This window comes from Paenibacillus sp. Marseille-Q7038 (genome assembly GCF_965111595.1).
The window spans coordinates 2,395,589-2,421,651 of sequence record NZ_CBCOOM010000001.1 but is presented as its reverse complement, the minus strand read 5'-3'; the positions used below and the strand labels follow the sequence as shown (position 1 = coordinate 2,421,651).

The following is a 26,063-nucleotide window of genomic DNA, read 5'->3' as shown; positions in this document are numbered from 1 at the left end:
TTCGGGTTATTTTTTTTGCTGTAAAGGAATAAATGTTGCAATAATTCCCATAATGGTAGTAAAACGGCGAGGCGATGGGACAATGAATTTAGCGGATCTTCTCACGTATGCTGACATTGGTCAGCTGAACCGCATTGCAAACCATTATGAATGTAGCACCAACACCCATTCCAAACATGAATTAATTCAGAGTATTTTAGTTACTCTTGGTAATTCTTCTTTTGTTGAAGAATTGATTCATGATCTTCCAGAGGGTCAGCTTAGCTTTCTGAATGCGCTACTGTTTGATGGAAGGGTGAATTACAGCATAGAAGAGCTTACGGCCCTTGCCAAGCAAGCAATGGAACCCAAGGGAGAACGTCCTGCTACGTATTTTCGCGATATTGTTGTTCAGTTTACGAAACGAGGCTGGTTATTTAACGGTTCAACACAGCAAACCAAATATTTGTATCGTGTGCCCCAAGACTTAAAAACGAAATTTATGGGTGTAATCCGTTCGAAGTTTTTGCAGCTTGCTGAAGTTGTCTCTGAACCTTCTGTCTATCGTGAAGAACATCATTTAATGTTCGAAGATATGAAATTACTGCTTAAATTCACTGATCAGTATGAAATTCCTCTGAATCAGGAAGGATTTATGTATAAGAGGACGCAGCAACAGCTCCTTGATTTTCTACATGTAAAAGAACCATTGGTAGGGAAAGCAGGATGGCGTTTTGGATATGGGAGAAGCTATAAAGAATACCCTGATCGCTTAGCTCTACTGTATGATTATGTAATTCATCAACGGTATATAGCAGAAAACAATGGAATTCTTGCTATTACTGATGAAGGCACTCATGTTTTTGAGAAGTCATCAGACGAAGAGTTGATGCAGATTTTTCGCTATTGGTTAAGACTTTATAAAGGAGCCATTCCGAGTCTTGCTTCTATTGTGTATTGGATTGGGGAGTGTGCGAAGGAATGGGTTACTGTTTCCTCCTTGCTGGAAAGCATAGGTGAGATCATTCATCCCTTTTATTACGATACGAATGAGGCTGTTCTTAAACAGCGAATACTTCAAATGATGATGCATCTAGGAATGGTTCGAATCGGAGAACATGAGAAAAAGGGACAGGTTGTTAGAATGACACCTTGGGGAAGCCGGTTAACGGTAACCTGCAATGCGGTTCAATATACATCCCGTTAACCTGTGAAAATAACTTAGCTTAGCCTGAAAATATAACAATTGGTTGGAGGTGCATCCTATGGATAAAATGAAAGTTACTTACGAGGTCATGTTAGGACTGGCTGCAGAAATGGTCTGGGACGCGGCATTACGCAAACATCGGAGTGAACAATTGTATGATGAAATTGACAAAGCACTGGCATCGGGGGATGAAGTGGCTTTCCGCAGCCTGACGGATGAACTGAGATTAATTATTTCGTAAGACTATACTTTGTTAAAAGAAAAACCCTTCTCAGTAGAGAAGGGTTTTTTGTGATTCTATAGAAACTCTTTCCAGTTATGGTTTCGAACCTTATAATAGAAGTAATAATTAAAGAGGAGGCAGGGTCTTGAAATTCAGCGAGATTACATCAGAAGAATGGGTAGAATTACAGCATTACCTAGATACATGTCTTATACCATACACCGCACTGACAGGACAGGAACCTCCCTTCGAAACGGTACGTGCCCTAGAAAGGCTAAGAGATTTCTTGGATATTGTTGAAATCCCTTTCAAGGGACGAATTGTTACCTATCCTGCGGTTCATTATAGCCAAGCTTCGCAATTTCAGCAGTTGAATGAATTATGTTCACATCTAAAAGCGGGTAGTTTCAAATATGTCATTGTAATGACCGCTGACGAGGTATTAGTTCAAGCTGATCTTCCTGAGGCAGATCTAGTGTTGTCTTTATCTGCACTTTCCTCGAGAAAGGATAAGGATGAATTAAGCAACGTTATTGTAAACGAATTCAAAAAGGATATCCAAAGTCAAATCTATCAAATGTGGATTTAATTCCATTTCATAAGGATATGTGACAAATTACCAACATTTTCATTGTAACGCTTCCATTCCCTGTTTGAAAATATGTGACAAATTCTTGACGGTCCTTGTAGGCTACTATAGGATAAGGTATGTCATAGTAATTTGTGGAATATTTTAAGAGAAGAATGAAATATTTGGATGAAAAAGGGGGTCGGAAGAGGATGAGCAATCACAATGACAGTGAGCATAAAGTGCCTAAGCCACCCAAGCGGAAAGAGATGTCACGCAGACAGTTTCTGACGTACACTTTGGGCGGAGCTACCGCATATATGGCTGCAGGTGTCGTTTTGCCTATGGTTCGTTTTGGTGTGGATCCGATATTGCAAAAGAAAGATGAAGGCGCTTTTGTAAAGGTAGTTGAAGTGAGCGAAGTGACTTCGGAGCCTCAGGAATTCCACTTTGAACTGAAGCAGCAAGATGGTTGGTACACTAGCAATTCTTCACTAATTGCGTGGATTCGCAAAGGGGAAGACGGCTCCATCTATGCATTGTCACCGATATGTAAGCATCTTGGATGTACGGTTGGTTACAATAACAATCCTGAGCTGCCAAATCAATATTTCTGCCCTTGCCATGGTGCACACTATACACAAGACGGGAAACAGTTAGCTGTAGCTTCCAAGCCGCTTGATGAGTACACCGTTAAGGAAGAAGAAGGATGGATTTACCTTGGGGAAATCATTCCGAATCAGAGAGTCCAATAGGAAGGCGTGAGTAGATGTTTAAAAATATTTACAACTGGGTCGACGAACGTCTGGATGTCACTCCTATTTGGCGTGACGTTGCTGACCATGAAGTTCCTGAACACGTAAATCCAGCCCATCACTTTTCAGCGTTTGTATATTGCTTTGGCGGACTTACATTCTTCATCACGGTAATTCAGATTCTATCGGGAATGTTTCTAACGATGTATTACGTACCAGATATTATTAATGCTTATGCTAGTGTAGAGTTTTTGCAAACCCAGGTCGCTTTTGGTCAGATTGTACGGGGAATGCACCACTGGGGAGCCAGTTTGGTCATAGTGATGATGTTTTTACATACGATGCGGGTGTTTTTCACAGGATCCTATAAAGCTCCACGTGAGATGAACTGGGTCGTAGGAATGTTAATCTTTTTCGTTATGCTTGGACTAGGATTAACAGGTTATTTGCTGCCTTGGGATAACAAAGCTTACTTTGCGACCAAAGTAACACTCGAGATCGCGAATACGGTTCCTTATTTGGGACCTATTATCAAAGAACTTTTACAAGGCGGTACGATTGTTGGAGCTGAGACATTAACGAGATTCTTTGCCCTGCACGTGTTCTTCCTTCCTGCTGTTCTACTTATTTTACTTGTAGGCCATTTTATTATGATCCGCCGACAAGGTATCTCCGGACCACTATAATAGAAGGGGGGAAACGCCTATGGCACACGGGAAAAAATCAGACGAAAAAGTTGTTTTTGTTGGAGATTCCAGGGTACGTAAGGGTGAGGGATTTATTACTCCGCCTGACTATACCGCTTATCCCGGGAAATCGGAGGCTTTTATACCGAACTTCCTGTTAAAAGAATGGATGGTAGGGGTTGTTGTTCTTGTTGGCTTCCTGGTACTTACCATCTCAGAACCAGCGCCGCTTGGATATCCAGCCGATCCGGGTGCAACAGTAATACCCATGCCTGACTGGTATTTTTTATTCTTATATCAATATCTGAAGTATCCTTATGCTTCCGGTGATTATGTTGTTCTTGGTACACTTGGGGTATCCGGCGTTGCTTTTGGTGCATTACTTCTTGCTCCATTCCTGGATACGGGAAAAGAACGTCGTTTCTATAAAAGACCTATTGCATCAACGCTTATGTTGTTATCTATCGTTTCGGTCTTCTATCTGACCAATGTAGCGTGGACTCATTACAAACATGAGCTTGCAAAGTCCGGTCAAGAGCCAGAACATATCACACGTGAGAAAGAAGCACATGAGAAACATAATGCAGGGCTTCCTACTTCAATGGCGCCTACTACAGAAGAAATAGCCATTGTAGATCCAGACGGAGTAGGTGCTGATATTTACAAAAAAGCTACCTGCGTAACCTGCCATGCTGCGGATCTGAAAGGACAAATGGGACCTTCCCTTCGCGGGATCGGTGATGCTCATAGTAAGGAAGAACTTCTCGGTATCATTCATGATGGTATTGGCGGAATGGGACCTCAATATGATGACAACATCGCAAAAGGTTTAACTGACGAAGATATTGACACTCTTGCAGACTGGCTTGCTTCCCAGAAATCGGCAGAGTAATATAGAATACGGGTTACGGAAAAAGGGCCTGACTGCTCATATAAGCAGTCAGGCCCTTTTTAGAGAGAACTCTGTTATTCTATTGAAGTGAATATCACATCATAAAGGAGGATGTACGGCACGTGTTATCCCTATCTTTGTTTTGGAGCCGCTCTGTGCTGATGAACCGCGGTTTTTTATGGCTCTTATTTTGGTGTAATTTGCTCGGCACAGTTTATGGATACATATGGTATGATGGTCAGCTTGCTTACACACTTCAAAATTACCCGGTAGCTCTCCTTGTGTTTGTACCGGATAGTCCTACCGCTAGTTTATTCTTTACGCTGTCCCTATTATTTCTGTTATACCCGCCAACGAGGCGTTCACTTAAGAATGTAGGCCACGTGATTCAGGGGTTAGCGGTCGTCACATCAATCAAATATGGAGTATGGGCCGTTAGTATGATTGTAGCTGGCTGGTCGTTTGGCGGAGACGTGATCTGGCAGGATTTTATGCTGATTGCTTCTCATTTAGCGATGGCAGTTGAGGCACTTCTCTATGTTCGCTTTTTTGGGTTTGGTATGGTTAGTCTGATCATAGCAGCTGGGTGGACCTTGTTAAATGATGTCATGGACTATACCTTCGAAATCTATCCCTATCTTCCTTATGAGCTTAATAATTACGTGGGCGGAGTTCGGACCTTTACATTTACGCTGACTATTCTTAGTTTTATAGCAGGCTGGATCGCCTTAAAGCAGGCGAAACGGTTATAGTTCTAGGTGGACATCTCTCTTCATACGATACAGTAGGAGGGGATGTCCTTGTTTTTTGGAAAAAAGCGTTCTTCCTTACTAATGGTTGGTTTTCTATGTTGTACACTACTGAGTCAGATTTTCTTGCAGAACACCGCATATGCGGAAAATTCGGATGAAGCGAATCCAAACCTTGTAAACCAAGCTGAACAACTCAATCAGATCGCAACCTCCTTATATCGGAATGCCCTCGACTATAATCTTTCAGCGGTACGTGAAGATATAGGGGATTTAACGAGTCAAGTAGAGCGATTCTCGTTTGATGGGTTAACTACAGTAGAAGGGATGCATGCGCTCACGGAGACGATTGTGGAAGTGAAAGAAGCGACAGCCAGTGTGCAAGCCGCTTCGGACTCTTTACAGCATGCGTCTGCGAAACTTAGACTGGCAGTGGATAGTTTGGCTCATCCGGATAAACCGTTATGGCTTCAATACTACAAGATTATGAAAGAAGACTTATCATCGATTGAACAAGAAGTAATGAACGAACCAGGAACAGATATCACTGCAAATTATTCGGAACTGGAAAGTCACTATGAAACGATTCGTCCTGCAGCTATCATACGGAGACAGCCTTATGAGATTGAAAGATTTGATTCTTGGATGTCTTATTTAAAGGGACTTACCATGAGTAATGGAGTGAAAGGACAAGATATCCTTGATGCGGTGAAGCAGGGGGATGAATTTGCTAATGCTTTGTTTGGTAAGGAAAAGGACGCAACCGCTTTTGTTCCATTTGCCGCAGGTCCTGAACCATGGGCAGCTAATTTATTCCTTGGTTCTGCGATTGTGGCGGTGCTTGCGTACGTCGGTTACCGTAAGTACAGAGGGAATCATCAATCATATTTTTAGTTTAATGAATAAAAAATAAGAAGAAAAATAGTCCGGATTTCCGGGCTATTTTTCTTCTTTGAAACCTTCCCCGTGGACATCATGCACCTCATTGATAATGAGAAATGCTTTTGGATCAATGGATTTTATAATCTGATGGAGTTCTCTAATCTCTTGTCTAGAAACAACAGAGTATACAACATGCTTCGCCTTTTTTGAGTAGGCTCCAATCGCTGGAATCAGCGTAACCCCGCGTTCCATCTGTATGGTTATTTTATCGGCAATTTCAGGCCCATAGTCACTAATGATCGTAAACGCTTTTGCAGCGTATGCCCCTTCTTGAATGAAGTCAATGACCTTGGATCCAATAAATACGGCGATAAGCGTATACAGAATTTTTTCAAGAGGTATGTAAATAAGGGAAGATCCAATAATAACAATATCAATGGCGAGCATCACTCGTCCGATACTGAGTCCCGTTTTTCTCGACAGAATTCTGGCGATAATATCAGAACCCCCGGTTGTCCCCCCGGCCCGAAACACAATCCCCAACCCAAGACCAATGGTAACGCCTGCATACAATGCAGCAAGTAAAAGATCATGTTCTGTTTCCAAAGGAACGATATAGCCTGCATCAATTAATCGTTCGAATAAACCGAGGAAAATGGTTAGAGCGACGATTCCGACACCAGTATAAATGATTTGTCTTCCTCCAAAAACTTTCCATCCCAGTAGAAATAGGGGGATATTAATAATAAGAGTAGAAATGGAAGGTGAAATACCAAAAGCATAATTTAGAAGCACGGTAATACCCGTGACTCCGCCTTCCATCAACTGATTGGGAATAATAAAATACAGGAGACCGAACGCAAAAATTGCGGTGCCCAGGAGGATCGGTACAATGATCTTAAGTTGCGCTGTAATCTTGTTCATTTGAATGAATCCCTCACTAGTATTAGATTTGCCTAGATGCTCAAATGTAGTATGCCTTTTTCATGAGATGTTTAAAAAATGATTTGTTTTCACTTTCTCAATACGTTAACATATGGATGAAGTGAGTTGTAAACATTGGTTAGTAAGGAGTATGCTCACATGGAAAAAACTTTATTAGAGATGCAAAAAGAAGTGGACGATTATATATCCCAATTCAAAGAAGGTTATTTCAGTCCGATGACGATGCTCGCTCGAATGACAGAAGAAGTGGGAGAACTTGCTCGCGAAGTCAATCACGAGTATGGAGAGAAACCTAAAAAAGCAACGGAAGCAGATAATTCCATTGAACTGGAGCTGGGCGACATCTTGTTTATTACCATTTGTTTTGCCAACTCGCTCGGAATTGATCTAACCGAAGCTCATAATAAAGTGATGCACAAATTTAATACGCGGGATAAGGATCGCTGGACGAAAAAGGACACCGATTAGGCCATTCTTACATATGCTGTACTGACCGACGATACGGGAGGTGCAAGCTAACGTGAATGCTGACGATTACATTCAAGAAGCGTATAAAGCCATATTTCATAATGACTTTGAACGGGCTGTTTACTGGTTTGAAACTGCGATCGCAGAGGAACCCAATAATCCAGAAATTCATTATCGCTGCTCCATTACGTATGCTCGTAATGGAAAGCTTGATCAGGCTTTTGTTCATGCGAACAAAGCGGCTGAGATGGCACCGGGGCATATCGAATATCTCATCCACATCAACCGTCTCCAGTCCAAAAAGCTGACTGCCATGTCTCGTGTTCTCATTGAGTCGGGAAATGCAGATCCGAAGAAGAATTACGAAAAGGCACTGGAGCAATTAAAACAGGCGATCACGCTGGATCCACTCTATACAGAAGCGTATGTATGGCTCGCAGTTGCTTATGCCGAGATGAATGATTATATACTGGCTATTGCTGTATTGAAGGAAGCGATCGCGATGGAACCGCAAAATGAACAATTAACAGATCTGTTATACGATTTTAATAAACGGATGAGAATATATTTCCAGAAACCATCAACCTAGTTATCTAAGGAGTGTTCGTTTTGGCTGATAAAATTAAAGTTATTGTTGTAGGTGCAGGGGGGCGTATGGGTCGCGAGGTTGTTAAACTTGTGATTCAAGATGAGGAATTAGAACTTGTTGCTGCAGTTAACCGTTCCGAAGCAGGTACGGATGCCGGCCAACTGGTAGGACTTAAACCTTGCGGAATCATCGTTATGGATCAGCTTGAAAAAGCTCTGAGTCAGACCGATGCTGATGTTATGGTTGATTTCACAACGCCTCAATATGCTTATGAGCATACCTCCCTGGCCATTTCTCATGGGGTTAGACCTGTGATGGGAACAACAGGTTTTACGACCGAACAGATTAAGGAACTGGACAAGCAATGTGAAAAACAAGGGATTGGCGGCTTAATCGCACCAAATTTTTCAATTGGGGCTATTTTGATGATGAAATTTGCTGCACAAGCGGCAAAGTATATGCCAAACCTCGAAATTATTGAGTATCACGGAGATCAAAAACTCGACGCACCATCAGGAACAGCTGTAAAAACAGCAGAGATGATTGCAGAGAATCGCAAAGAAATACGCCAAGGAAATCCAAAAGAAGAAGAAACAATCGAGGGATCACGCGGCGGGTACTACAATGGTTTCCGTATTCATAGTGTTAGACTTCCAGGCGTCTTTGCGCAGCAAGAAGTTATTTTTGGTGACTTCGGTCAAACGCTGAAGATTAGACATGACTCCTATGAGCGTGCCGGTTATATGCCAGGAGTTAAGATCGGGATTCAAAAAGTAATGGAGTATACTGGGATGATTTATGGGTTTGATCATTTTATAGACTAGTTGTTTGTGAAAAGCCTCAATTTATAGACACAGGGAGAGAACAGATATGTTAAAAATTGCTTTTATCGCTCATGACCGTAAAAAGGATGAAATGGTTAACTTTGTAACAGCATATGAACACGTATTTGTTGGACACCAGCTTTATTCAACGGGGACAACTGGAAAACGTATTATGTCAGAAACGAATTTAGAAATTCATCGCTTCATGTCAGGCCCGCTTGGCGGTGACCAGCAGATTGGTGCCCTAGTTGCTCAAAATGAGATGGACTTGATCATTTTCCTGCGTGATCCATTAATGGCACAACCGCATGAACCGGATATCAATGCATTACTTCGTCTATGTGATGTCCAAGGTATTCCACTTGCCACCAATGTAGCTACGGCCGAAATTTTGGTGAAGGCACTCGATCGTGGAGATTTCGCATGGCGTCAGCTTGTACATAAATATAAACCAGGTACCGACGGCACAAATTCTGAAGTCTAATAGAAAAAATTATTCTTATGTAAAAGGAGGCCCTTCTTTGAGTCAAGCGGGTAAGCACTTAAAAATCGGGATTACCTGTTATCCGTCTCTAGGCGGTTCAGGTGTCGTAGCAACTGAGCTTGGAAAAAGGCTCGCCGAAAGAGGGCATCAAGTTCATTTTATTGCGAACAGTATACCTTTTCGACTTGGACAATTCCAAAAAAACATATTTTATCATGAGGTGGAAGTGAACGATTATTACGTCTTTCGCTATCCTCCTTATGATTTATCTCTAGCCACCAAAATGGCTCAAGTAGCAAAAGCACAGCAGCTTGATCTGCTTCATGTACATTATGCGGTACCACATGCGGTATGTGCCTACTTGGCTAAACAAATGGTGCCGGATGATTTAAAAGTAGTGACCACTCTGCATGGCACCGATATTACGGTACTTGCACAGGATGAATCGCTTAAAGACTTGATTCAGCTGGCTATTAACAAAAGCGATGCAGTAACAGCTGTTTCAAATGATTTGATTCGCGAGACTCATGAATTACTTGATATTACGCGGGATATAGATCTTACGTATAATTTTGTGGACGAAAGAGTGTATTATCCAAGAGAAGTTTTGTCCCTGCGGAGAGATTATGTAAGTGATGAAGAGAAGGTGCTTATGCATATCTCTAACTTCCGTCCAGTGAAGCGCACCCTGGATGTCATTGATGTGTTTGCTAGAGTTCAGCAAGAGCTTCCCGCGAAGCTTATACTCGTTGGTGAAGGACCCGACTTGCCTAAAATTCAATGTAAAATCCAGGAGCTTGGTCTATCTGAAAAGGTCCTCTTTCTCGGCAAACAAGATGATGTAGCTCAAGTGATTTCGATGGCTGATCTATTGTTGCTTCCATCCGAAAAAGAAAGCTTTGGTCTGGTTGCTCTTGAAGCAATGGCTTGCGGTGTACCAACGATCGGATCTACAGCGGGCGGAATTCCAGAACTTGTATTACATGGTCAAACAGGGATGTTATCCCCGATTGGAGATACGGAACAAATGGCAAAAGATGCTGTCCGTTTGCTTACGGATGAAGATCTTATGGATAAATTCAAAAAGGCTTGTCTTGAAAGAGCAAGCGTTAACTTTAATATTGATAAAATAACGGATCAGTATGAACGAATTTATGATCGGGTACTAACACAGAAACCGGCATCAATTTTATAGAAATCCCTGTGTGGATGAGGTTCGGTAAAAGGAGTAAGTGGAAATGAAAAACTGGAATTATACGCTTCCAGCGATGGCTGCTGGCGGAGAACAAGTATTGCAAAAACTAAACGACCATGGTTATGATGCCTTTTTTGTCGGTGGATGTGTGCGGGACGAGCTTATGCATCGAACGGTTACGGACATGGACATTACGACTTCGGCAACGCCTGAACAGGTTATTGCTCTTTTTCCGGACTCCATTCCTACCGGGCTTCAGCATGGGACGGTTACGGTGCGAAGTGACGGCTATCATTATGAAGTAACGACTTTTCGTACCGAGAGTGGGTATGAAGATTATCGAAGGCCGACCGAAGTCCATTTTGTGGATCGAGTAGAAGATGATTTAAAACGAAGAGACTTTACGATGAATGCGATAGCCCGTAATGTAAAGGGCGATTTGCTTGATCCTTTTCACGGTCAAGAGGATATTAAGCAAGGCCTTGTTAAGTGTGTCGGGATCGCAGTAGAAAGGTTTGAAGAAGACGCCCTTCGCATCATGAGAGGCGTTCGTTTTGCTTCGGTTTTTAATTTTGAACTGGAGACTGACACTTGGTGGGGTATGATTCGTCAGCGTGATAAACTCGCATATATAGCGATGGAACGAGTTCGTACGGAGATGGATAAAATGATGGCTGGTCCTTATCCTTCTAAAGGTCTTCAGCTCCTTATAGACAGCAGCATCTTGGAATATGTGAAGGCGCCGATAGGTTTCACTTCATTGGACCGAAATCTTACTGGATATTTCGATCGACTTCCTCAGGATGCAGTTTACCGATATGAAATGATGCTGTTGCTACTTCAGGTGGGTTCTTCTGATGCCAATACCTTACTTCGTGAATGGACATTTTCAGGTGAAACACGAGATCGAATAACAAATATGCTAGCTTTTCATGAGCAAATGATGAGTTTATTTGAGAAACTTGCCTTAAACAGGGAGCAGATGGAGAAGACGGAACTATTCAATTTGCTGCGTGCAGACTGGATTCCTTTTGTCCTCCGGTATGGAAGAGAAGCGGCTCAAGACTGGATTTTGATTAATAGGGAATTAGCGACAGAAGCGGATATCTTGTCTCCCGCGTATAAAAATCTTTGTCCCTTGCTACTTTCAGAAGCAGAAGGTTGGACTGCTGAAATGAATGTATATCATGTGAAGGATCTGGCACTCGGAGGTGCTGATTTGATGAGAATAACAGGGCGCAAGGGCGGACCTTGGCTCGGTTTAACCATGAAGAGACTTTTACATGAAGTAGCACTTGGTCAGATCCCTAATGACCATCAATCTCTATTAGATGCAGCGAAGAAGGTGATTGAAGATGAAGTTTAAATTGTTGCTGGATTTATTTAATGAAAAATCAAATGATTTTCTTTCCGGGGAAGAAATCAGTAACCGATTATCCATCAGCAGAGCAGCGGTATGGAAACAAATTAACCAATTACGAGAGCTTGGTTACGAATTTGAAGCGGTGTCACGTAAAGGATATCGTTTACTGTATAAACCAGATGAGTATGAGCAGAAGGATCTTATGCAAAATATAAATACAGCCGTTTTTGGAAGCAGGGTTCATCTTCTGGAATCAACTTCCTCGACGCAGATTGAAGCAATCAAGCTTGCAGAAGAAGGAGCCGAAGCAGGAACACTGGTGATTTCGGATACGCAGACGAATGGGCGGGGGCGTCTTGGACGCAACTGGTTCTCCCCTGCGGGAAAAGGCATCTGGATGAGTCTTGTCTTACGCCCGGAACTGCCAGTTCGATTTATGCCTCAGTTAACGTTGTTAACAGGCGTAGCCGTATGCAGTGCGATCCGAAATGTTACGGGAGTGGAAGCGGGGCTCAAATGGCCAAATGATATTTTGATAAACGGCCGTAAAGTATGCGGTATTCTTCTTGAAGCAGCTACCGAAGATAACAAGGTAAGATATTGTATCGCTGGGATTGGCATAGATGTAAATTTGTCTGAACAAGATTATCCGGAAGATCTGCGAAGTATTGCTACTTCCTTGAAAATAGAATCTGGAACTTCTGTATCCCGTTCAAGACTGATCGGTGAAGTAATGAATGAACTCGAAGCGAGATATCTGCAGTATGAGACAGCAGGATTTGCTCCGATCTTGAAAGAGTGGGAAGCCTTATCGGCCTCACTAGGAAAACGGGTGCGTTCTGTAGCATTGAATCAGGTAATCGAAGGAACGGCAATCGGTTTATCCGACAGTGGTGGTCTCGTGGTTTTGACGGAAGAAGGACAGAACTCTACTATTTTTTCGGGTGAAGTGGAGATAATACAATAAGGGCAATAGTCCGAGTAAACATGTGTAAAAATCGGATGGCTTCTTCACTAATCTAAGAATGGTTCATCCTGTATGCTTTAGATTAATTATTCCGGGGCATAGACATTTGGTCTTTTTTTGGTATACTTTCTTCTTGAGGCGGTATTAAATTCATGCAATTTGAACTGCACTCATCAAGTTAGTCTGCTTTAAGAATTATTATTTTATAGGTTTGTTGGATTCTGCTCTGAGCCGAAGAGGACCGAGACAGAAGGGACGATCGTTAAGTGACTCTTTTTTGACTTTTGGGACCTTTTTAGTGACAACTAAAAGGTTTTTTTGTGTGTTCATTATCTAAACCACTAGGGCCCAGCTGATGAGAATCCGTAGAACAGTTCACATTTTCAACATCTTAGACTTACGGTCGATATCAGAAACAGAAGGGAGCCACATCGAAATGGCTGCAATTAAAAAACCACTTAATATTGTTAAAATGAAAAAAATGAAAGAAAATAAAGAACCGATCACAATGGTGACGGCTTATGATTATCCTTCCGCGTTACTTGCTGAGGAAGCGGGAGTAGATATGATTCTTGTAGGAGATTCACTTGGTAACGTTGTACTTGGGTATAACTCGACAATTCCTGTAACACTCGATGATATGGTTTACCATAGCCGCTCTGTTGCACGTGGAGCTGAGCATACGTTTATTGTTGCCGATATGCCTTTTATGACGTATCACGGCAGCATTGACGAAAGCTTGCGCGGTGTTCGCAGATTAATGCAGGAAGGGCATGCCCATGCCGTGAAACTCGAGGGCGGAGCTGAGATTGCGGACACGGTTCGTACCATTGTTTCTTCAGGTGTTCCTGTTCTCGGACACATTGGACTCACGCCTCAGTCTGTGAATCAAATTGGTGGATTCCGAGTACAAGGAAAAGATGCACAAGATGCAAAACGATTGCTTGAAGACGCCAAGGCTTTAGAGAAAGCAGGGGCTTTTGCAGTTGTACTGGAGCTGGTAACCGAAGAAGTAGCGGAAGCAATCTCTCGTGAACTTAGCATTCCGACGATTGGTATTGGTGCAGGACGAGGGTGCGATGGGCAAGTTCTTGTGTTCCATGATATTGTTCAATATGCTTCTCCTTATATTCCTAAACGATTTGTTAAAACGTACAGTGATGTTGGTTCTCTCATTCGTGAAAGTATTGCAAATTACGTAAAAGAAGTAAAAGAGAAATCTTTCCCAGCTGAGGAGCATGTATTTACTGCAGAAGACGGTGTCGTTGAATCGCTGTACGGAAATCGTAAAGCAAAGGTGGACAACTAAGATGATTACCGTACGTAGAATTCAGGAACTAAGATCTCAGATTGCAGCGATGAAGAAGCAAATTTCCAAACCGGAAGGAACAGTTGGGTTTGTGCCTACAATGGGTTTTCTGCATGAAGGTCATGCCAGTTTAATGAAACAAGCAAGAAATAAAACCGATATTGTGGTTCTGAGTATTTTTGTAAATCCGATCCAGTTTGGTCCGAATGAGGACTTTGAAAGTTACCCGCGTGATGAGAAGAGAGATCTTGCAGTAGCTGAAAAAGAAGGAGTAGATATCGTATTTATTCCTACAGTCGAAGAAATGTATCCTCAGCCAACGAAGACGACGATTCAAGTCTCTGGTCTGACAGAACGCCTATGCGGTACTTCTCGCCCAGGTCACTTTGACGGAGTAACAACCGTTGTCGCCAAACTTTTCAATATAGTACAACCTGATTTCGCCTTTTTTGGCATGAAAGATGCTCAACAAGTTGCAGTGCTGACGCAAATGGTTACTGATTTGAATATGCCTGTAACGATTGTTCCTTGCCCCATCATGAGAGAGGACGATGGGCTCGCTCTGAGCTCTCGTAACGTCTATTTAAGCAGCGAGGAGCGTTCACAGGCACTCTGCTTGTCACGTTCACTTTCTCTTGCTGAGAAAGCAAGTAGAGAGCATACTGATATCACCATTGGTGAGCTTCGCAATCTAGTTACAGCGGAGATTAAAAAATCACCAGCTGCGGTAATTGACTATGTGGAAATTTTGACATTTCCCGGTTTACAGCCTCTAGGTGAGCAGCAGCAGCTTAACGATTTAGAGGATGTGATTGTGGCATTAGCGGTTAAATTCGGTAAAACTCGTCTGATCGATAATCATCGTTTACAGAAAGTGAAGGTGTTCTCGCATGTTTAGAACTTTAATGAAATCAAAAATACATCGTGCAACCGTAACGGAAGCAAACTTGAATTATGTAGGAAGTATTACCATTGATCGCGATCTAATGGAAGCAGCTGATATTTTTGAGAACGAGAAAGTGCAGATTGTGAATAATAACAATGGAGCCAGACTAGAGACTTATGTTATCCCTGGGCCGCGCGGGTCTGGAACGATCTGTCTCAATGGAGCAGCAGCTCGTCTCGTTCAGCCAGGAGATACGGTTATTATTATCTCTTATGCGATGATGGATGCAGCGGAGATGGCAAGTCATAAGCCCACTGTCGTATTTGTTAATGATGCGAATAAACCGGTTCAAACGGTTCAACAGGAAGTTCACGCCACAATCATGTAATCCATGGGAATAAGGAATGAAAACTGCCCTTTACGCAGAAAATGTGATTAGGTTACTGCACTAATCCATTTTACCGAGGGTGGGATGCAAGCCATGTTCCAACATTTATTCGCCGAAATGAATGATGCGCTCGACGAGATTGAGAAGTATTATTCTGTTGCACCTGCCGTTAAGAAACAAGAGATGTTACGAAAGTGGAATTTGCTAAAACAGATGAGTGATGGAATTATGGATGAGTGGATGTCATTTGAAGAAAAAATGGCTCGGATCCGGGAAAGCGGTTTGTTCCGTGGAACTGATCCCTTCGCCATGATTCCAGAACTTAAGCTTCAATCTTTTGTCAAAGGACAGGGTTATTTTAAGCTTCTTATGTATAAGCACGCGGCTGAAGAATTTAACAGAGTCGTTGAATTGTACCCGGAAAGTTTAATGTCTCGTCTGTACTTAGCTGTGTCGTATCTTCATTTAGAAGAAACACATGTCGCCGCAAAGGAACTGAATCGAATTTTGCTGAACAGCGATCAGCCTAGGTTAAAAGCGCTGGCATATAATGCACTTGGATGCATCCATGCCAAACACACGGATCTGGAGAAAGCTCTTTCCTGTTTTGCACTTTCTCTAAAGCTTGATCCAAGTTTGCAAGAGCCGCTGTACAATCTGGAAGCATGCAGATCAAATAGCGGAAAACTCCATTATGGAACGAAGTTGCTTGCTCTCTCCTAGAGAGGCATCAAAAGGCAGTGCATCAAAAAGGCGATGTCTCTTTATTTGACATCGTCTTTTTTTGTGTCTAATGTTCAAAAGTCTTTTTTTTTGCTATGCTACTAAAGAGACTGGATGAAGGGAACGTTTAATTGTAATGAAATTTGCTGTGCTTGATTTTGAGACAACAGGTACCCAGTCTGACGGTGAAATCACCCAGGTTGGACTTACCATAATAGATCATGATTTAAGTATAAAAGAGACCTATAGCTCTTATGTCAATCCCGGCGTTCCCATTCCACCTTTTATAACTGGACTTACTGGAATTTCGGACGACGATGTCAAAGATGCACCTCATCTTGAAGAAATGATGATGGAACTTGTTCCATTGTTAAATGATGTTGTATTGGTTGGCCATAATGTAGCTTTTGATTTTTACTTTTTGCAAAATGCGTTAGATCGATGCGGATACCTGCCATTTACAGGCCGTATTTTGGATACGATGGACTTCTTGAAAATTTGTTTTCCTTCGCTTTCCTCTTACCAGTTAGGTTATGTTTCATCTGAATTTGGATTTGAACATGACAGACCGCACCAAGCGGATAGTGATGCACTGGCAACCGCACATGTATTTCTGAAAAGCATCGAAGAACTCAGAGGCTTACCTTTGATTACACTGCAGCGCCTTACAGATCTCTTTCCTGCAGAGGAAAGTGATTTTGGATGGTTTTTGGATGGACTATTGGCAGAGAAGGAAAGCGAGCCGATTCAGGACCTGGACAGCCAGAAATACTACAGGCAACTTGCGCTTGCCATTGATGATTGGTCTACGATTGCTCCGCCACGGGACGAACGTGCACCGAATCCTTTGGAGAATGAATCGTTTAGCGAGTATATGGAGAAGGTACAGCAGAATTTAAAAGAAAAACTTCCCAACTATGAACAAAGGGAAGCACAGAATATGATGTTCGATGAAGTCAATAAAGCTCTTTATGAAGACAAGCATTTATTAATTGAGGCGGGAACAGGAACAGGGAAATCACTTGGATATTTGTTACCTTCTATTTACCAAAGCGTAAAGCAGGAGACCAAGGTTACGGTAAGTACACATACCATAAATTTGCAGGAACAATTGCGAGAGCGTGATCTACCTCTGTTAACGAAAGTCGTTCCTTTTCCTTTTAAAGCAGCGATCTTCAAAGGCCGTGGACATTATCTTTGTCTGCGTAAGTTTGAACAGAAGCTGAATAACAAAGAATTTGCTACACCCAAAGAAGACGTATTTACTGCTGCTCAGATGCTCGTTTGGCTCACGCAAACCGAAACTGGAGATGATGAAGAACTAAACTTAAGCCACCGGGGAACCGATTTCTGGGAGACTGTGCAAAGTGAGTCTGAATCCTGTTTAGGACGGAGCTGTCCGTGGTTCAAAAAATGTTTCTATCATCGGGCACGTCATGAAGCGGGTATTGCAGATGTTGTAATTACAAATCACTCCAAACTGTTTACGGATGTGAAAGCCAGTCATCAACTGCTCCCAAGTTATGACTACCTAGTTATTGATGAGGCTCATCATCTAGAAGACGTAGCTGGTAAACATCTGGGGATGCATATGAAATATTTCTCAGTGGTCCATACGCTAACAAGGCTGTTTAAGGATAGCCGTAATGGTCAATTTCCTGCACTTCGTCAACAGATCAATCAGTCAGGACATGAGAAATACGTGGAATGGACTTCAGCTATTGACGAGTTGTTTCCATTTGCCCTGGAAGCGAAGGAAGAATGGGATACACTGAGTGATATGTTATTTAGGCTGTTACCAGAGAGAATGGATGCTGCACCAGGAGATTCTGGACAGTTTTCACTTAGACTGAAGCCGCAGGCTAAGCCAAAAGCATGGGACAAAATCTCAAAACACGAAAATCAGTTTTATGTCACAGTAGGCGAAATGGTACGCAAAGCAGATAAGCTGCTTGGAGAAGTGAGAGAAGAATTAGACGATTATGCATCGGATAGTTTAATTACAGATATCACGGGTCTTGTCAGAGACTTAGCAGAGCTGAGGGACAATCTCAGACTCTTTATGCGGCTTGATGATACAGGCACCGTATACTGGCTTGAAGCAAGCGGTCAGTTTAGAAGTAAGTCTCTTCAGCTGTACGCAGTCCCTGTTGATGTAAGTTCGCATTTAAAAGAACTGTTTTTCGATAAAAAACACAGTGTGATCCTGACCTCTGCTACGTTATCTGTAGACAAGTCATTTCAGTTTATGATCGATCAACTAGGGCTTTTAGAAGCACAGGAAAAAGGCAGACTTATGACGTCCTTACTTCCATCGCCATTTAATTATAGGGATCAGGCGCTTTTGGTCATTCCTCGAGATTTTCCGAGTGTAAAAGGAAGTGTAGGGGATGATCACTTTGTAAGTATGCTTGTGACTTCACTAGCAGAGACAGCGAAGGCAACCAAAGGCAGAATGTTGGTGTTGTTTACGTCCTATCGTATGCTGAGACAAGTCCATGAACCTCTAAAAGAAGCACTTGCAGCTAGTGACATTACTGTGCTTGGACAAGGGGTAGATACAGGCAGTCGAACCAAACTTACACGCCGGTTCCAAGAGGCTAAGGCTTCTGTATTGCTCGGGACAAGTAGCTTTTGGGAAGGCGTAGATATTCCGGGAGAAGCTTTAACGTGCCTTGCGATCGTGCGACTACCTTTCCAGCCGCCTAGCCATCCAGTGGTGGAAGCAAAAAGTGAACTTTTGGAAAAAGAAAAGAAAAATCCTTTTATGAAACTTTCTGTTCCGCAGGCCGTGATCCGGTTTAAACAAGGTTTTGGACGGCTTGTTCGTACATCAAAGGACAGAGGCATCGTTATTGTTTACGATACAAGGGTTATTGAATCTTATTACGGAAAGTACTTTTTATACTCTCTGCCAGGTCCAAAAATGGAACATATGGTTACCGATAAGATGGTGCCACGGATTAGTGAATGGCTGATGGAACATGAAACGAATAAAGAAACAGACGGAAGATAAGAAATTGTGTTTTTGATGTAAGGGGGAGTTCACATTGAAGTCGGATAAAATTTCAGAGGCAGTCGTTCGTCGGCTGCCCGTTTATCTGCGTTATTTACAGGAGCTGTACAAAAGAGAAGTTACAACGGTATCATCTCAAGAACTCGGACTTAAATTGGATCTGAATCCAGCACAAATCCGCAAGGATTTAGCTTATTTTGGTGATTTTGGACGGAAGGGAATCGGATATGATGTCGCTTATCTTATTGATAAAATCCGTCAAATTCTCAAAATTGATCAAGTCATTAATGTTGCTCTCGTGGGGGCAGGTAATCTCGGTCAAGCGTTGTCTAACTATAACCGCTATGTAAAAGACAATATGAAGATTGTTGCTGTATTTGACTCGTATGATAAAAAAATTGGAACTATGATTAATACACTTACGGTTCAGCCAATGGAAGAGTTACAGAATACAGTAAAGGAACGTAATATTCGGATCGGAATTATTACAGTACCTGATTTTGAAGCTCAGCGTGTAGCGGATTGTATGGTTGAAGCAGGTATAGAGGCTATTCTTAATTTTGCGCCCATCATCATCAAAGCTCCGCCACATATTCGGATTCACACGGCTGATTTCACAACCGATCTCTTAAGCCTTGCTTATTATCTTGAGAGCGAAGAAGGAAAGGAAGAAATAGAAGATGACAAGTCCTAAATGGCTTATAAAAAATGGACAATTTGCAGTTAGTGATCCAGAATGGCGAATCGTTAAAGGTTATATGCTTGTTGAGAATGATAAGATTGCCTACATAGGCGAGAAACTCCCTGAGGGGGAAGAAGAAACAACAGCTTTTGACGGGAAAAATCTACTCTTTATTCCCGGTCTGATCAACACACATGGTCATGCTGCGATGTCACTTCTGAGAGGTTATGGGGATGATCTTGCACTCCAAATTTGGCTTCAAGAGAAGATGTGGCCAATGGAAGAGAAATTTACAGCAGACGATGTGTATTGGGGAGCGTCCTTGTCGATCCTTGAGATGATTAAAGGGGGTACAACCGCTTTTCTTGACATGTATGATCAGATGAATCAAGTAGCTAAGGTAGTTGAAGAGTCGGGCATACGTGCAAGCCTGATGCGGGGTGTTATTGGATTCGGTTCAGATGAACTGCGAGCTTCTAAACTTGCGGAAGCAACTTCTTTTGCTAAGGAATGGAACGGACAGGCGAGTGGCAGAATTACGACGATGCTATCTCCTCACGCACCGTACACATGTGGTCCTGAGTTTATTGAAAAATTTGTTCAGGCTGCACATGACTTAGACCTGCCGCTCCATACGCACATGTCTGAAACCAAGGCAGAAGTAGAGCAGAATGTGAAGGATTATGGGGTCCGTCCGGTAGCTCATTTAGAGAAATTGGGCTTCTTCTCACGTCCATCCCTCGTGGCGCATGCCGTTCATTTAACGGATGAAGAAATTGAGATCCTTGCTAAATATAATGTTGCTGTAGCGCACAATCCAGGAAGTAACTTGAAACTAGCCAGCGGTGTAGCTCGAGTTCCGGAGTTATTGAAGGCTGGGGTTGTTGTATCGTTAGCAACGGATGGACCTGCAAGCAATAATAATCTGGACATGTTTGAAGAAATGCGTCTGGCTGCTCTTATTCATAAAGGAGTCTCTGGTGACCCCACGGCTGTTCCAGCGACAGAAGCTCTTCGTATGGGAACGGAATATGGAGCGAAATCGATCTACGTTGAAGATACGGGGACGCTTGCAGTAGGCAAGAAAGCAGATTTTGTAGCGATTGATTTAGATCAGGCGCACTTTTTGCCGTATTCCGATTTGATCTCTCATGTTGTATACTCTGCAAGTGCTAAAGACGTCAAACATGTATGGGTAGATGGCAAACAGTTGTTAAAAGATGGAGAAGCTCTTACTTTAGATGAAGAACGTATTAAACGAGAAGCAGAATCTGCATTTAAAGGACTGAAAGCCCGCTAACGGACGAAGGGTGAGAAGGGAGTCCCGCCTTGAGGAGAAATAGAAAAAAATGGATATACATTAGTATTCTTACGGTATTACTAATCTTATTTGGAATTTATCAATTTTATGTTTACGTAATGAAAGATCAGTGGGCGGAAAGGGACCTGGCGGTGTCGATTGCAGAGCAACAGGCGCAGCTTACGTCGGTTACAAAAACACAAAAGTCCGTTTGGGGAGAAGATTCGATTTATTGGACGATAGAAGGCATGAGCAGCGAGAATAAGCCGATTATGGTCTGGGTACAGTTCGGATTGGATCATAAGCCAGTCACTGGAGAAAATAGTGTTCATAGCGAACTCATTGATAATAGTATTTCTGAAGATGAAATGTACGCCAAAATCGCTTCAGAGTTAGGCGATATTGAGATTATTCATTTGCATCCAAGTTACTACAATAAAACTTATGTATGGCAACTTTTTTATAAGCAAGAGGGCAAATATGTGTACCGATTCTATCAATTTAGTGATGGAACCGAAATAGGTAATGGATATCAATTGCCTAATTAATTCGTAAAAGTTGATATAACAAATAAACCCCGGATGAACTTGATCAAGTTCATTCGGGGTTTTTATTATTGTGAGATAGAAAATGTTGCATAGTTTAGATTTCACGCTTACAGTATGTTATGCTATATTTATAGATTTTATTTACAGTAAAAAGACGAAAAATAAGGGAGGTTGTCACTTGAAATTACGTCCCATTCCAATTGCGGTATCTTTGTTTGTTACTGCAACACTGCTGTTTGGCGGTTGGTTTGTGTATCGTCAGGTGGCCATGTTTAAACCGATTGAAAAATTGGTTTCAGCATACGAAGGTGTCAACAATGTTCAAATAGATATTACCCCAAAGGAAGTGAATTTGAATCTCGATTTGGAGCCACAAACGAATCTAAGGGGTCTAGTTGAACTTATTCATACAGATGGAAGTCAGTATATCAAGGGAAAAAAACTTAAACTTGACGTGAAAAATCATTCTACAGAGGAACTCGATGAATTTTGGTCAAGCGCCCTGTTTACGGTAGCAGAAGCAATGGAAACTAGGCAATATACTCAGATTCCAGAAGAACTGCAGAAAATGAGTGATGGCAGCATACAAGTAGATTACGATATGGATGATCAAAATGTGTATGTAAGTCTATCGGATGGAGAGGCAAGCAAGTTTATTATTTTGCCGAGACAGTCGGCAACGATGGGGGTATGGCCAAATGCCTAAATGGACCAAAGAAATCTTGATTGGCGCGGTGCCCGTCATTTTTTTATTTCTCGTCTATATTGGGGTGAATGTAGTTCCTTTATTGCTTATGGGGCTTCTTGTTGGAGGTGTTTTTCTTCTCATGCAGATGCGCGGCGGCCTGACCGTCGGTGCAAGCAGTGAAAGAAAGCGAAAAAAGGCAGGTCCTCGAAAGCTCACTTTTGAGGAAATAGGCGGTCAAGATAGTGCTAAACAGGAGCTTAGAGAAGCACTTGATTTTCTAATCAGACATGAGGAAATACAGAAATTTGGTATCCGTCCTTTGAAAGGGATTTTGTTAACCGGTCCTCCGGGAACAGGTAAAACACTCATGGCTAAAGCAGCTGCACATTACACGAATTCAGTGTTTATTGCTACATCAGGCAGTGAATTTGTAGAAATGTATGTAGGTGTGGGTGCGGGACGTGTTCGAGAATTGTTCCGTGATGCGAGAACGCGAGCAGCCAAGGAAAACAAAGAAAATGCAATTATTTTTATTGATGAAATCGATGTTATTGGCGGGAAGCGAGAAGGCGGACAACAACGTGAATACGATCAGACTCTGAATCAGCTTCTGACAGAAATGGATGGGATCTATACATCCGATGCACCGCGTATTCTAATTATTGCGGCAACCAACCGTAAAGAAATGCTCGACAGTGCCCTGCTTCGTCCGGGACGTTTTGATAGACATATCCAGGTGGACTTGCCGGATAAAAAAGGACGCAGACATATTCTTGAACTGCATGCCAAAAACAAGCCGCTTGATAAAAACATTAACATGGACAAAATTGCAGAAGAGTCCTATGGCTTCTCTGGTGCACAACTGGAAAGTTTAATGAACGAAGCGGCGATTTATGCGATGCGGGATGATAGTCAGTATATTTCGCAAAAACATCTATCCATGGCTATCGATAAGGTTATGATGGGTGAGAAAACAGACAGAGAATCAAATGAAGATGAGAAAAGACGGGTAGCAGTGCACGAATTAGGACATGCCATTGCGGCTGAAGCCGTACGTCCAAATAGTGTTGGCCAGGTTGCCTTAAGTCCGCGTGGACAAGCCCTAGGGTATGTAAGACATAACCCCCAAGAAGAACAATACTTATACACCAAAGAGTTTTTAGAAGCTCAAATTATGATTGCACTAGGCGGTGCAGCGGCAGAAGAGATTTACTACGGGGGCCGCAGTACGGGTTCCAGAAATGATTTTGAGCAAGCATTAGATATTGTTAAAACAATGATCAGCTCTGGACTTACAGAACTCGGGATTGTGCATCTTGAGATGGTCTCACAGGCGGAAATGCTGAAAGAAAACTCAGCTATATTAAATGACCTTTTCTCCCGTACAAAACAGCTGTTGATTGATCATGGTCCTATCTTTGATCAATCATTAAGCATTCTGCTTAGAGAAGAAGTGTTATCTGGTGATGAATTTCGCAAATTATTCAAAGAAAGTACATTAATACCAGCATAATTCTATGTGCTGGTTATTTTTTTTTACTTTTGTTTCGTGCTAAGATATTATTAGATGTTGGGTCATAAAATGTATTTTTCGACAAAGAAGAATACAAAATATTACAAGAGACCAAGAAAGGGATGGAGCAGTAACCATGTTGTTTAAAAAAATAGGAGTTATCGGCGGAGGTACAATGGGCCAAGGTATAGCAGAAATGCTTGCAGCCAAAGGCCTTGACGTCTTGCTCGTAGAACAAACCCCTGAGAAATTAGATCATTCAGTAGCTATGATTGAAACAGGGCTTGATAAGAAATTGGAGAAATGGGCTATCACCCAAGCAGAGAAAAAATTGATCTTGTCCCGAATTCATAAAACGACAAGTTATGAGGAACTTTCTGCTTGCGATTTGATCATAGAGACCATCACTGAAGATCTAGAAGAGAAGAAAGTTCTCTTTAGAAAACTCGAAGAAGTAATTGGAAAAGATATTATTCTAACAAGTAACACTTCTACTCTTAGCTTAACGGAGCTTGCTGGTGCAATTAACACGCCTGAGCGTATGATTGGACTACACTGGACACATCCAGTTTCCAGCATTGATATGGTTGAAATTATTCGTGGTCTTAAAACATCTGATGAAACGTTCGACGCAACAAAACAATTTGCAGAAGAAGTACTCGGCAAAAAAGGAATCATGGTTTATGAGTCCCCAGGATTTGTTACTTCTCGCCTAATCTGTCTTCACATTAATGAAGCTCTTCACCTGCTTGAAGAGGGAGTAGCTTCTGCAGAAGATATCGATGAAGCGGTTCGTATCGGTTACAAATTCCAACATGGACCACTAGAAATGGCGGATCGTTTCGGTCTTGATTCTGTTCATGCAGCCCTTGATGGAATGTTCCGTGAGTTTGGCGAACTGAAGTATAGACCGTCTACTGTTCTTAAGAAAATGGTGCGCGCTGGACAACTCGGCGTGAAAACAGGAGAAGGCTTCTTCAAGTACGACAAGGATGGTGACCGTGTATGAAAATTTTAGTTATTAATTCAGGTAGTTCTTCTCTGAAGTACCAAGTGTATGACATGACCAGCGAAACAGTTCTTGCAAAAGGACTAGTTGAACGTATTGGTATGGATTCTTCAATTTTGAATCACAAACCTGCAGGTAAAGAAGAAATTACGGAAGTTAGTGAAATTCTAGAGCATACAACTGCTATTCGTAAGGTACTCGACAAATTGACTCATGAAGTTCATGGAGTAATGAGCTCGATATCAGAAATTCAAGCAGTTGGCCATCGCGTAGTACACGGCGGGGAAGCTTTTAAAGAATCAGCTCTTGTAACAGATGAAGTAAAAGCAGAGATCCGTCGTCTGATCGACCTTGCACCGCTTCATAATCCAGCTGCGATGATGGGTATTAATGCGGCTGAAGTCAATATGCCAGGTATTCCTCAAGTTGTTGTATTTGATACAGCATTCCATCAAACGATGCCTGAACACGCATACCTGTATGCTATTCCACGCGTTCTTTATAACAAGTACAAAGTACGTCGTTATGGTGCGCATGGTACTTCTCACGAGTATGTGAGTCAAGTAGCTGCAGAATTCCTTGATCGTCCGATCGAAGACTTGAAGATTATTACTTGTCACGTCGGTAACGGAGGTAGTTTGACGGCAATTAAGAATGGAGTTTCTGTTGATACTTCCATGGGAATGACACCTCTTGAAGGTTTGATGATGGGAACACGTAGTGGTGATCTCGATCCAGCGATCGTACCTTATGTAATGAACAAGGAAGATCTTACGATTAATGAAGTGAATTCCATGCTGAACAAACATAGTGGATTGCTTGCAATCTCAGGTATCAGTAGCGACATGCGTGAGATTACAGAAGGAATGGAGAACGGTGAAGCTAACTCTACCCTTGCTTTCAATATGTACGAGTACCGTCTTCGTAAATACATTGGTTCCTATGCTGCAGCGATGAACGGTGTAGATGTAATCGTCTTTACAGCAGGGGTTGGAGAGAATTCCGTTGTACTTCGCCAGCGTGTTCTGGAGCAGCTGACTTATCTTGGTATTGAGGTTGATGAAGAGCTGAATAAAATCCGTTCTGGTGAACCGCGCCGGATCTCTACAGCAAATTCCAAAGTAGAGGTTCTCGTGATTCCAACGAATGAAGAACTTGTGATTGCACGCGATACACATCGTATTGTAGGAGCAACTCAATAATTAATCTTATATTAGCAGGGAGA

28 protein-coding genes are annotated in these 26,063 nt (G+C 42.2%); 27 read left to right on the top strand and 1 reads right to left on the bottom strand.

The window, feature by feature from the left end:
* Positions 1-82 precede the first annotated feature (82 nt).
* From ACWPWY_RS11425 to ACWPWY_RS11390, 8 genes are all read left to right on the top strand, one after another.
* The gene (locus tag ACWPWY_RS11425; RefSeq protein WP_454191808.1) at positions 83-1,186 is read left to right on the top strand and encodes a hypothetical protein; all 1,104 of its coding nucleotides are present in this window, start codon (positions 83-85) and stop codon (positions 1,184-1,186) included.
* Between the two features lie 58 nt (positions 1,187-1,244).
* Positions 1,245-1,427 (top strand): IDEAL domain-containing protein, encoded by a 183-nt coding sequence (locus tag ACWPWY_RS11420; protein ID WP_160033227.1) that lies wholly within the window; start codon positions 1,245-1,247, stop codon positions 1,425-1,427.
* A 127-nt stretch (positions 1,428-1,554) separates the two neighbouring features.
* A complete protein-coding gene (locus ACWPWY_RS11415) occupies positions 1,555-1,998 on the top strand; it encodes a DUF2487 family protein (RefSeq protein WP_454191807.1) in 444 nt (147 codons plus the stop codon).
* A gap of 191 nt (positions 1,999-2,189) precedes the next feature.
* Positions 2,190-2,732, top strand: a complete 543-nt coding sequence (locus ACWPWY_RS11410) for a Rieske 2Fe-2S domain-containing protein (protein WP_454191806.1) — start codon at positions 2,190-2,192, stop codon at positions 2,730-2,732.
* A 14-nt stretch (positions 2,733-2,746) separates the two neighbouring features.
* Positions 2,747-3,418, top strand: a complete 672-nt coding sequence (gene qcrB, locus ACWPWY_RS11405; protein WP_454191805.1) for a menaquinol-cytochrome c reductase cytochrome b subunit — start codon at positions 2,747-2,749, stop codon at positions 3,416-3,418.
* A gap of 19 nt (positions 3,419-3,437) precedes the next feature.
* Positions 3,438-4,310, top strand: a complete 873-nt coding sequence (locus tag ACWPWY_RS11400; RefSeq protein ID WP_454191804.1) for a c-type cytochrome — start codon at positions 3,438-3,440, stop codon at positions 4,308-4,310.
* Positions 4,311-4,471: 161 nt separating this feature from the next.
* Positions 4,472-5,062: a DUF1405 domain-containing protein gene (locus ACWPWY_RS11395; RefSeq protein WP_454192863.1), complete on the top strand. Its 591-nt coding sequence runs from the start codon at positions 4,472-4,474 to the stop codon at positions 5,060-5,062.
* 48 nt (positions 5,063-5,110) lie between these two features.
* The gene (locus ACWPWY_RS11390; protein WP_454191803.1) at positions 5,111-5,953 is read left to right on the top strand and encodes a sporulation protein YpjB; all 843 of its coding nucleotides are present in this window, start codon (positions 5,111-5,113) and stop codon (positions 5,951-5,953) included.
* Positions 5,954-5,998: 45 nt separating this feature from the next.
* Here ACWPWY_RS11390 and ACWPWY_RS11385 read toward each other — a convergent pair whose 3' ends face one another.
* Positions 5,999-6,865: a YitT family protein gene (locus ACWPWY_RS11385; RefSeq protein WP_454191802.1), complete on the bottom strand. Its 867-nt coding sequence runs from the start codon at positions 6,863-6,865 to the stop codon at positions 5,999-6,001.
* A 159-nt stretch (positions 6,866-7,024) separates the two neighbouring features.
* Between ACWPWY_RS11385 and ACWPWY_RS11380 the strand changes: the two genes are divergently transcribed.
* The 19 genes from ACWPWY_RS11380 to ACWPWY_RS11290 all read left to right on the top strand — a co-directional run bounded on the left by ACWPWY_RS11380 (position 7,025) and on the right by ACWPWY_RS11290 (position 26,040).
* A complete protein-coding gene (locus tag ACWPWY_RS11380) occupies positions 7,025-7,354 on the top strand; it encodes a nucleotide pyrophosphohydrolase (protein WP_454191801.1) in 330 nt (109 codons plus the stop codon).
* Between the two features lie 52 nt (positions 7,355-7,406).
* A complete protein-coding gene (locus ACWPWY_RS11375) occupies positions 7,407-7,943 on the top strand; it encodes a tetratricopeptide repeat protein (RefSeq protein WP_454191800.1) in 537 nt (178 codons plus the stop codon).
* A 20-nt stretch (positions 7,944-7,963) separates the two neighbouring features.
* The gene (gene dapB, locus ACWPWY_RS11370; RefSeq protein WP_454191799.1) at positions 7,964-8,767 is read left to right on the top strand and encodes a 4-hydroxy-tetrahydrodipicolinate reductase; all 804 of its coding nucleotides are present in this window, start codon (positions 7,964-7,966) and stop codon (positions 8,765-8,767) included.
* A gap of 46 nt (positions 8,768-8,813) precedes the next feature.
* Entirely contained in the window at positions 8,814-9,251 is a 438-nt protein-coding gene (mgsA, locus tag ACWPWY_RS11365) for a methylglyoxal synthase (RefSeq protein ID WP_454191798.1), read from the top strand.
* Positions 9,252-9,288: 37 nt separating this feature from the next.
* Positions 9,289-10,446, top strand: a complete 1,158-nt coding sequence (gene bshA, locus ACWPWY_RS11360) for an N-acetyl-alpha-D-glucosaminyl L-malate synthase BshA (RefSeq protein WP_454191797.1) — start codon at positions 9,289-9,291, stop codon at positions 10,444-10,446.
* Positions 10,447-10,489: 43 nt separating this feature from the next.
* A complete protein-coding gene (locus ACWPWY_RS11355) occupies positions 10,490-11,812 on the top strand; it encodes a CCA tRNA nucleotidyltransferase (RefSeq protein WP_454191796.1) in 1,323 nt (440 codons plus the stop codon).
* Positions 11,802-12,776, top strand: coding sequence for a biotin--[acetyl-CoA-carboxylase] ligase (locus ACWPWY_RS11350; protein ID WP_454191795.1), 975 nt, complete (start codon positions 11,802-11,804; stop codon positions 12,774-12,776). Before ACWPWY_RS11355 ends, ACWPWY_RS11350 begins: the two co-directional genes overlap by 11 nt.
* A gap of 436 nt (positions 12,777-13,212) precedes the next feature.
* Complete coding sequence (panB, locus tag ACWPWY_RS11345; protein ID WP_454191794.1) at positions 13,213-14,085, top strand: 3-methyl-2-oxobutanoate hydroxymethyltransferase; 873 nt, start codon at positions 13,213-13,215, stop codon at positions 14,083-14,085.
* A gap of 1 nt (position 14,086) precedes the next feature.
* Complete coding sequence (gene panC / locus ACWPWY_RS11340; RefSeq protein ID WP_454191793.1) at positions 14,087-14,983, top strand: pantoate--beta-alanine ligase; 897 nt, start codon at positions 14,087-14,089, stop codon at positions 14,981-14,983.
* Positions 14,976-15,359: an aspartate 1-decarboxylase gene (panD, locus tag ACWPWY_RS11335; protein ID WP_160033195.1), complete on the top strand. Its 384-nt coding sequence runs from the start codon at positions 14,976-14,978 to the stop codon at positions 15,357-15,359. The genes panC and panD overlap by 8 nt, the downstream gene beginning before the upstream one ends.
* 93 nt (positions 15,360-15,452) lie before the next feature.
* Complete coding sequence (locus ACWPWY_RS11330; RefSeq protein WP_454191792.1) at positions 15,453-16,082, top strand: tetratricopeptide repeat protein; 630 nt, start codon at positions 15,453-15,455, stop codon at positions 16,080-16,082.
* 136 nt (positions 16,083-16,218) lie between these two features.
* Positions 16,219-19,098, top strand: a complete 2,880-nt coding sequence (gene dinG, locus ACWPWY_RS11325) for an ATP-dependent DNA helicase DinG (RefSeq protein WP_454191791.1) — start codon at positions 16,219-16,221, stop codon at positions 19,096-19,098.
* Positions 19,099-19,132: 34 nt separating this feature from the next.
* Positions 19,133-19,792 (top strand): redox-sensing transcriptional repressor Rex, encoded by a 660-nt coding sequence (locus ACWPWY_RS11320; RefSeq protein WP_454191790.1) that lies wholly within the window; start codon positions 19,133-19,135, stop codon positions 19,790-19,792.
* Complete coding sequence (locus ACWPWY_RS11315; protein WP_454191789.1) at positions 19,779-21,080, top strand: amidohydrolase; 1,302 nt, start codon at positions 19,779-19,781, stop codon at positions 21,078-21,080. The genes ACWPWY_RS11320 and ACWPWY_RS11315 overlap by 14 nt, the downstream gene beginning before the upstream one ends.
* A gap of 29 nt (positions 21,081-21,109) precedes the next feature.
* Positions 21,110-21,628, top strand: a complete 519-nt coding sequence (locus ACWPWY_RS11310; RefSeq protein ID WP_454191788.1) for a cell wall elongation regulator TseB-like domain-containing protein — start codon at positions 21,110-21,112, stop codon at positions 21,626-21,628.
* A 178-nt stretch (positions 21,629-21,806) separates the two neighbouring features.
* Positions 21,807-22,334 (top strand): hypothetical protein, encoded by a 528-nt coding sequence (locus tag ACWPWY_RS11305; protein WP_191799284.1) that lies wholly within the window; start codon positions 21,807-21,809, stop codon positions 22,332-22,334.
* Positions 22,327-23,829: an AAA family ATPase gene (locus ACWPWY_RS11300; RefSeq protein ID WP_454191787.1), complete on the top strand. Its 1,503-nt coding sequence runs from the start codon at positions 22,327-22,329 to the stop codon at positions 23,827-23,829. The genes ACWPWY_RS11305 and ACWPWY_RS11300 overlap by 8 nt, the downstream gene beginning before the upstream one ends.
* 136 nt (positions 23,830-23,965) lie before the next feature.
* Complete coding sequence (locus ACWPWY_RS11295; RefSeq protein WP_454191786.1) at positions 23,966-24,838, top strand: 3-hydroxyacyl-CoA dehydrogenase family protein; 873 nt, start codon at positions 23,966-23,968, stop codon at positions 24,836-24,838.
* On the top strand, positions 24,835-26,040 hold the full coding sequence (locus ACWPWY_RS11290) for an acetate/propionate family kinase (RefSeq protein WP_454191785.1): 1,206 nt from the start codon (positions 24,835-24,837) through the stop codon (positions 26,038-26,040). The genes ACWPWY_RS11295 and ACWPWY_RS11290 overlap by 4 nt, the downstream gene beginning before the upstream one ends.
* The last annotated feature ends 23 nt before the right edge of the window (positions 26,041-26,063 follow it).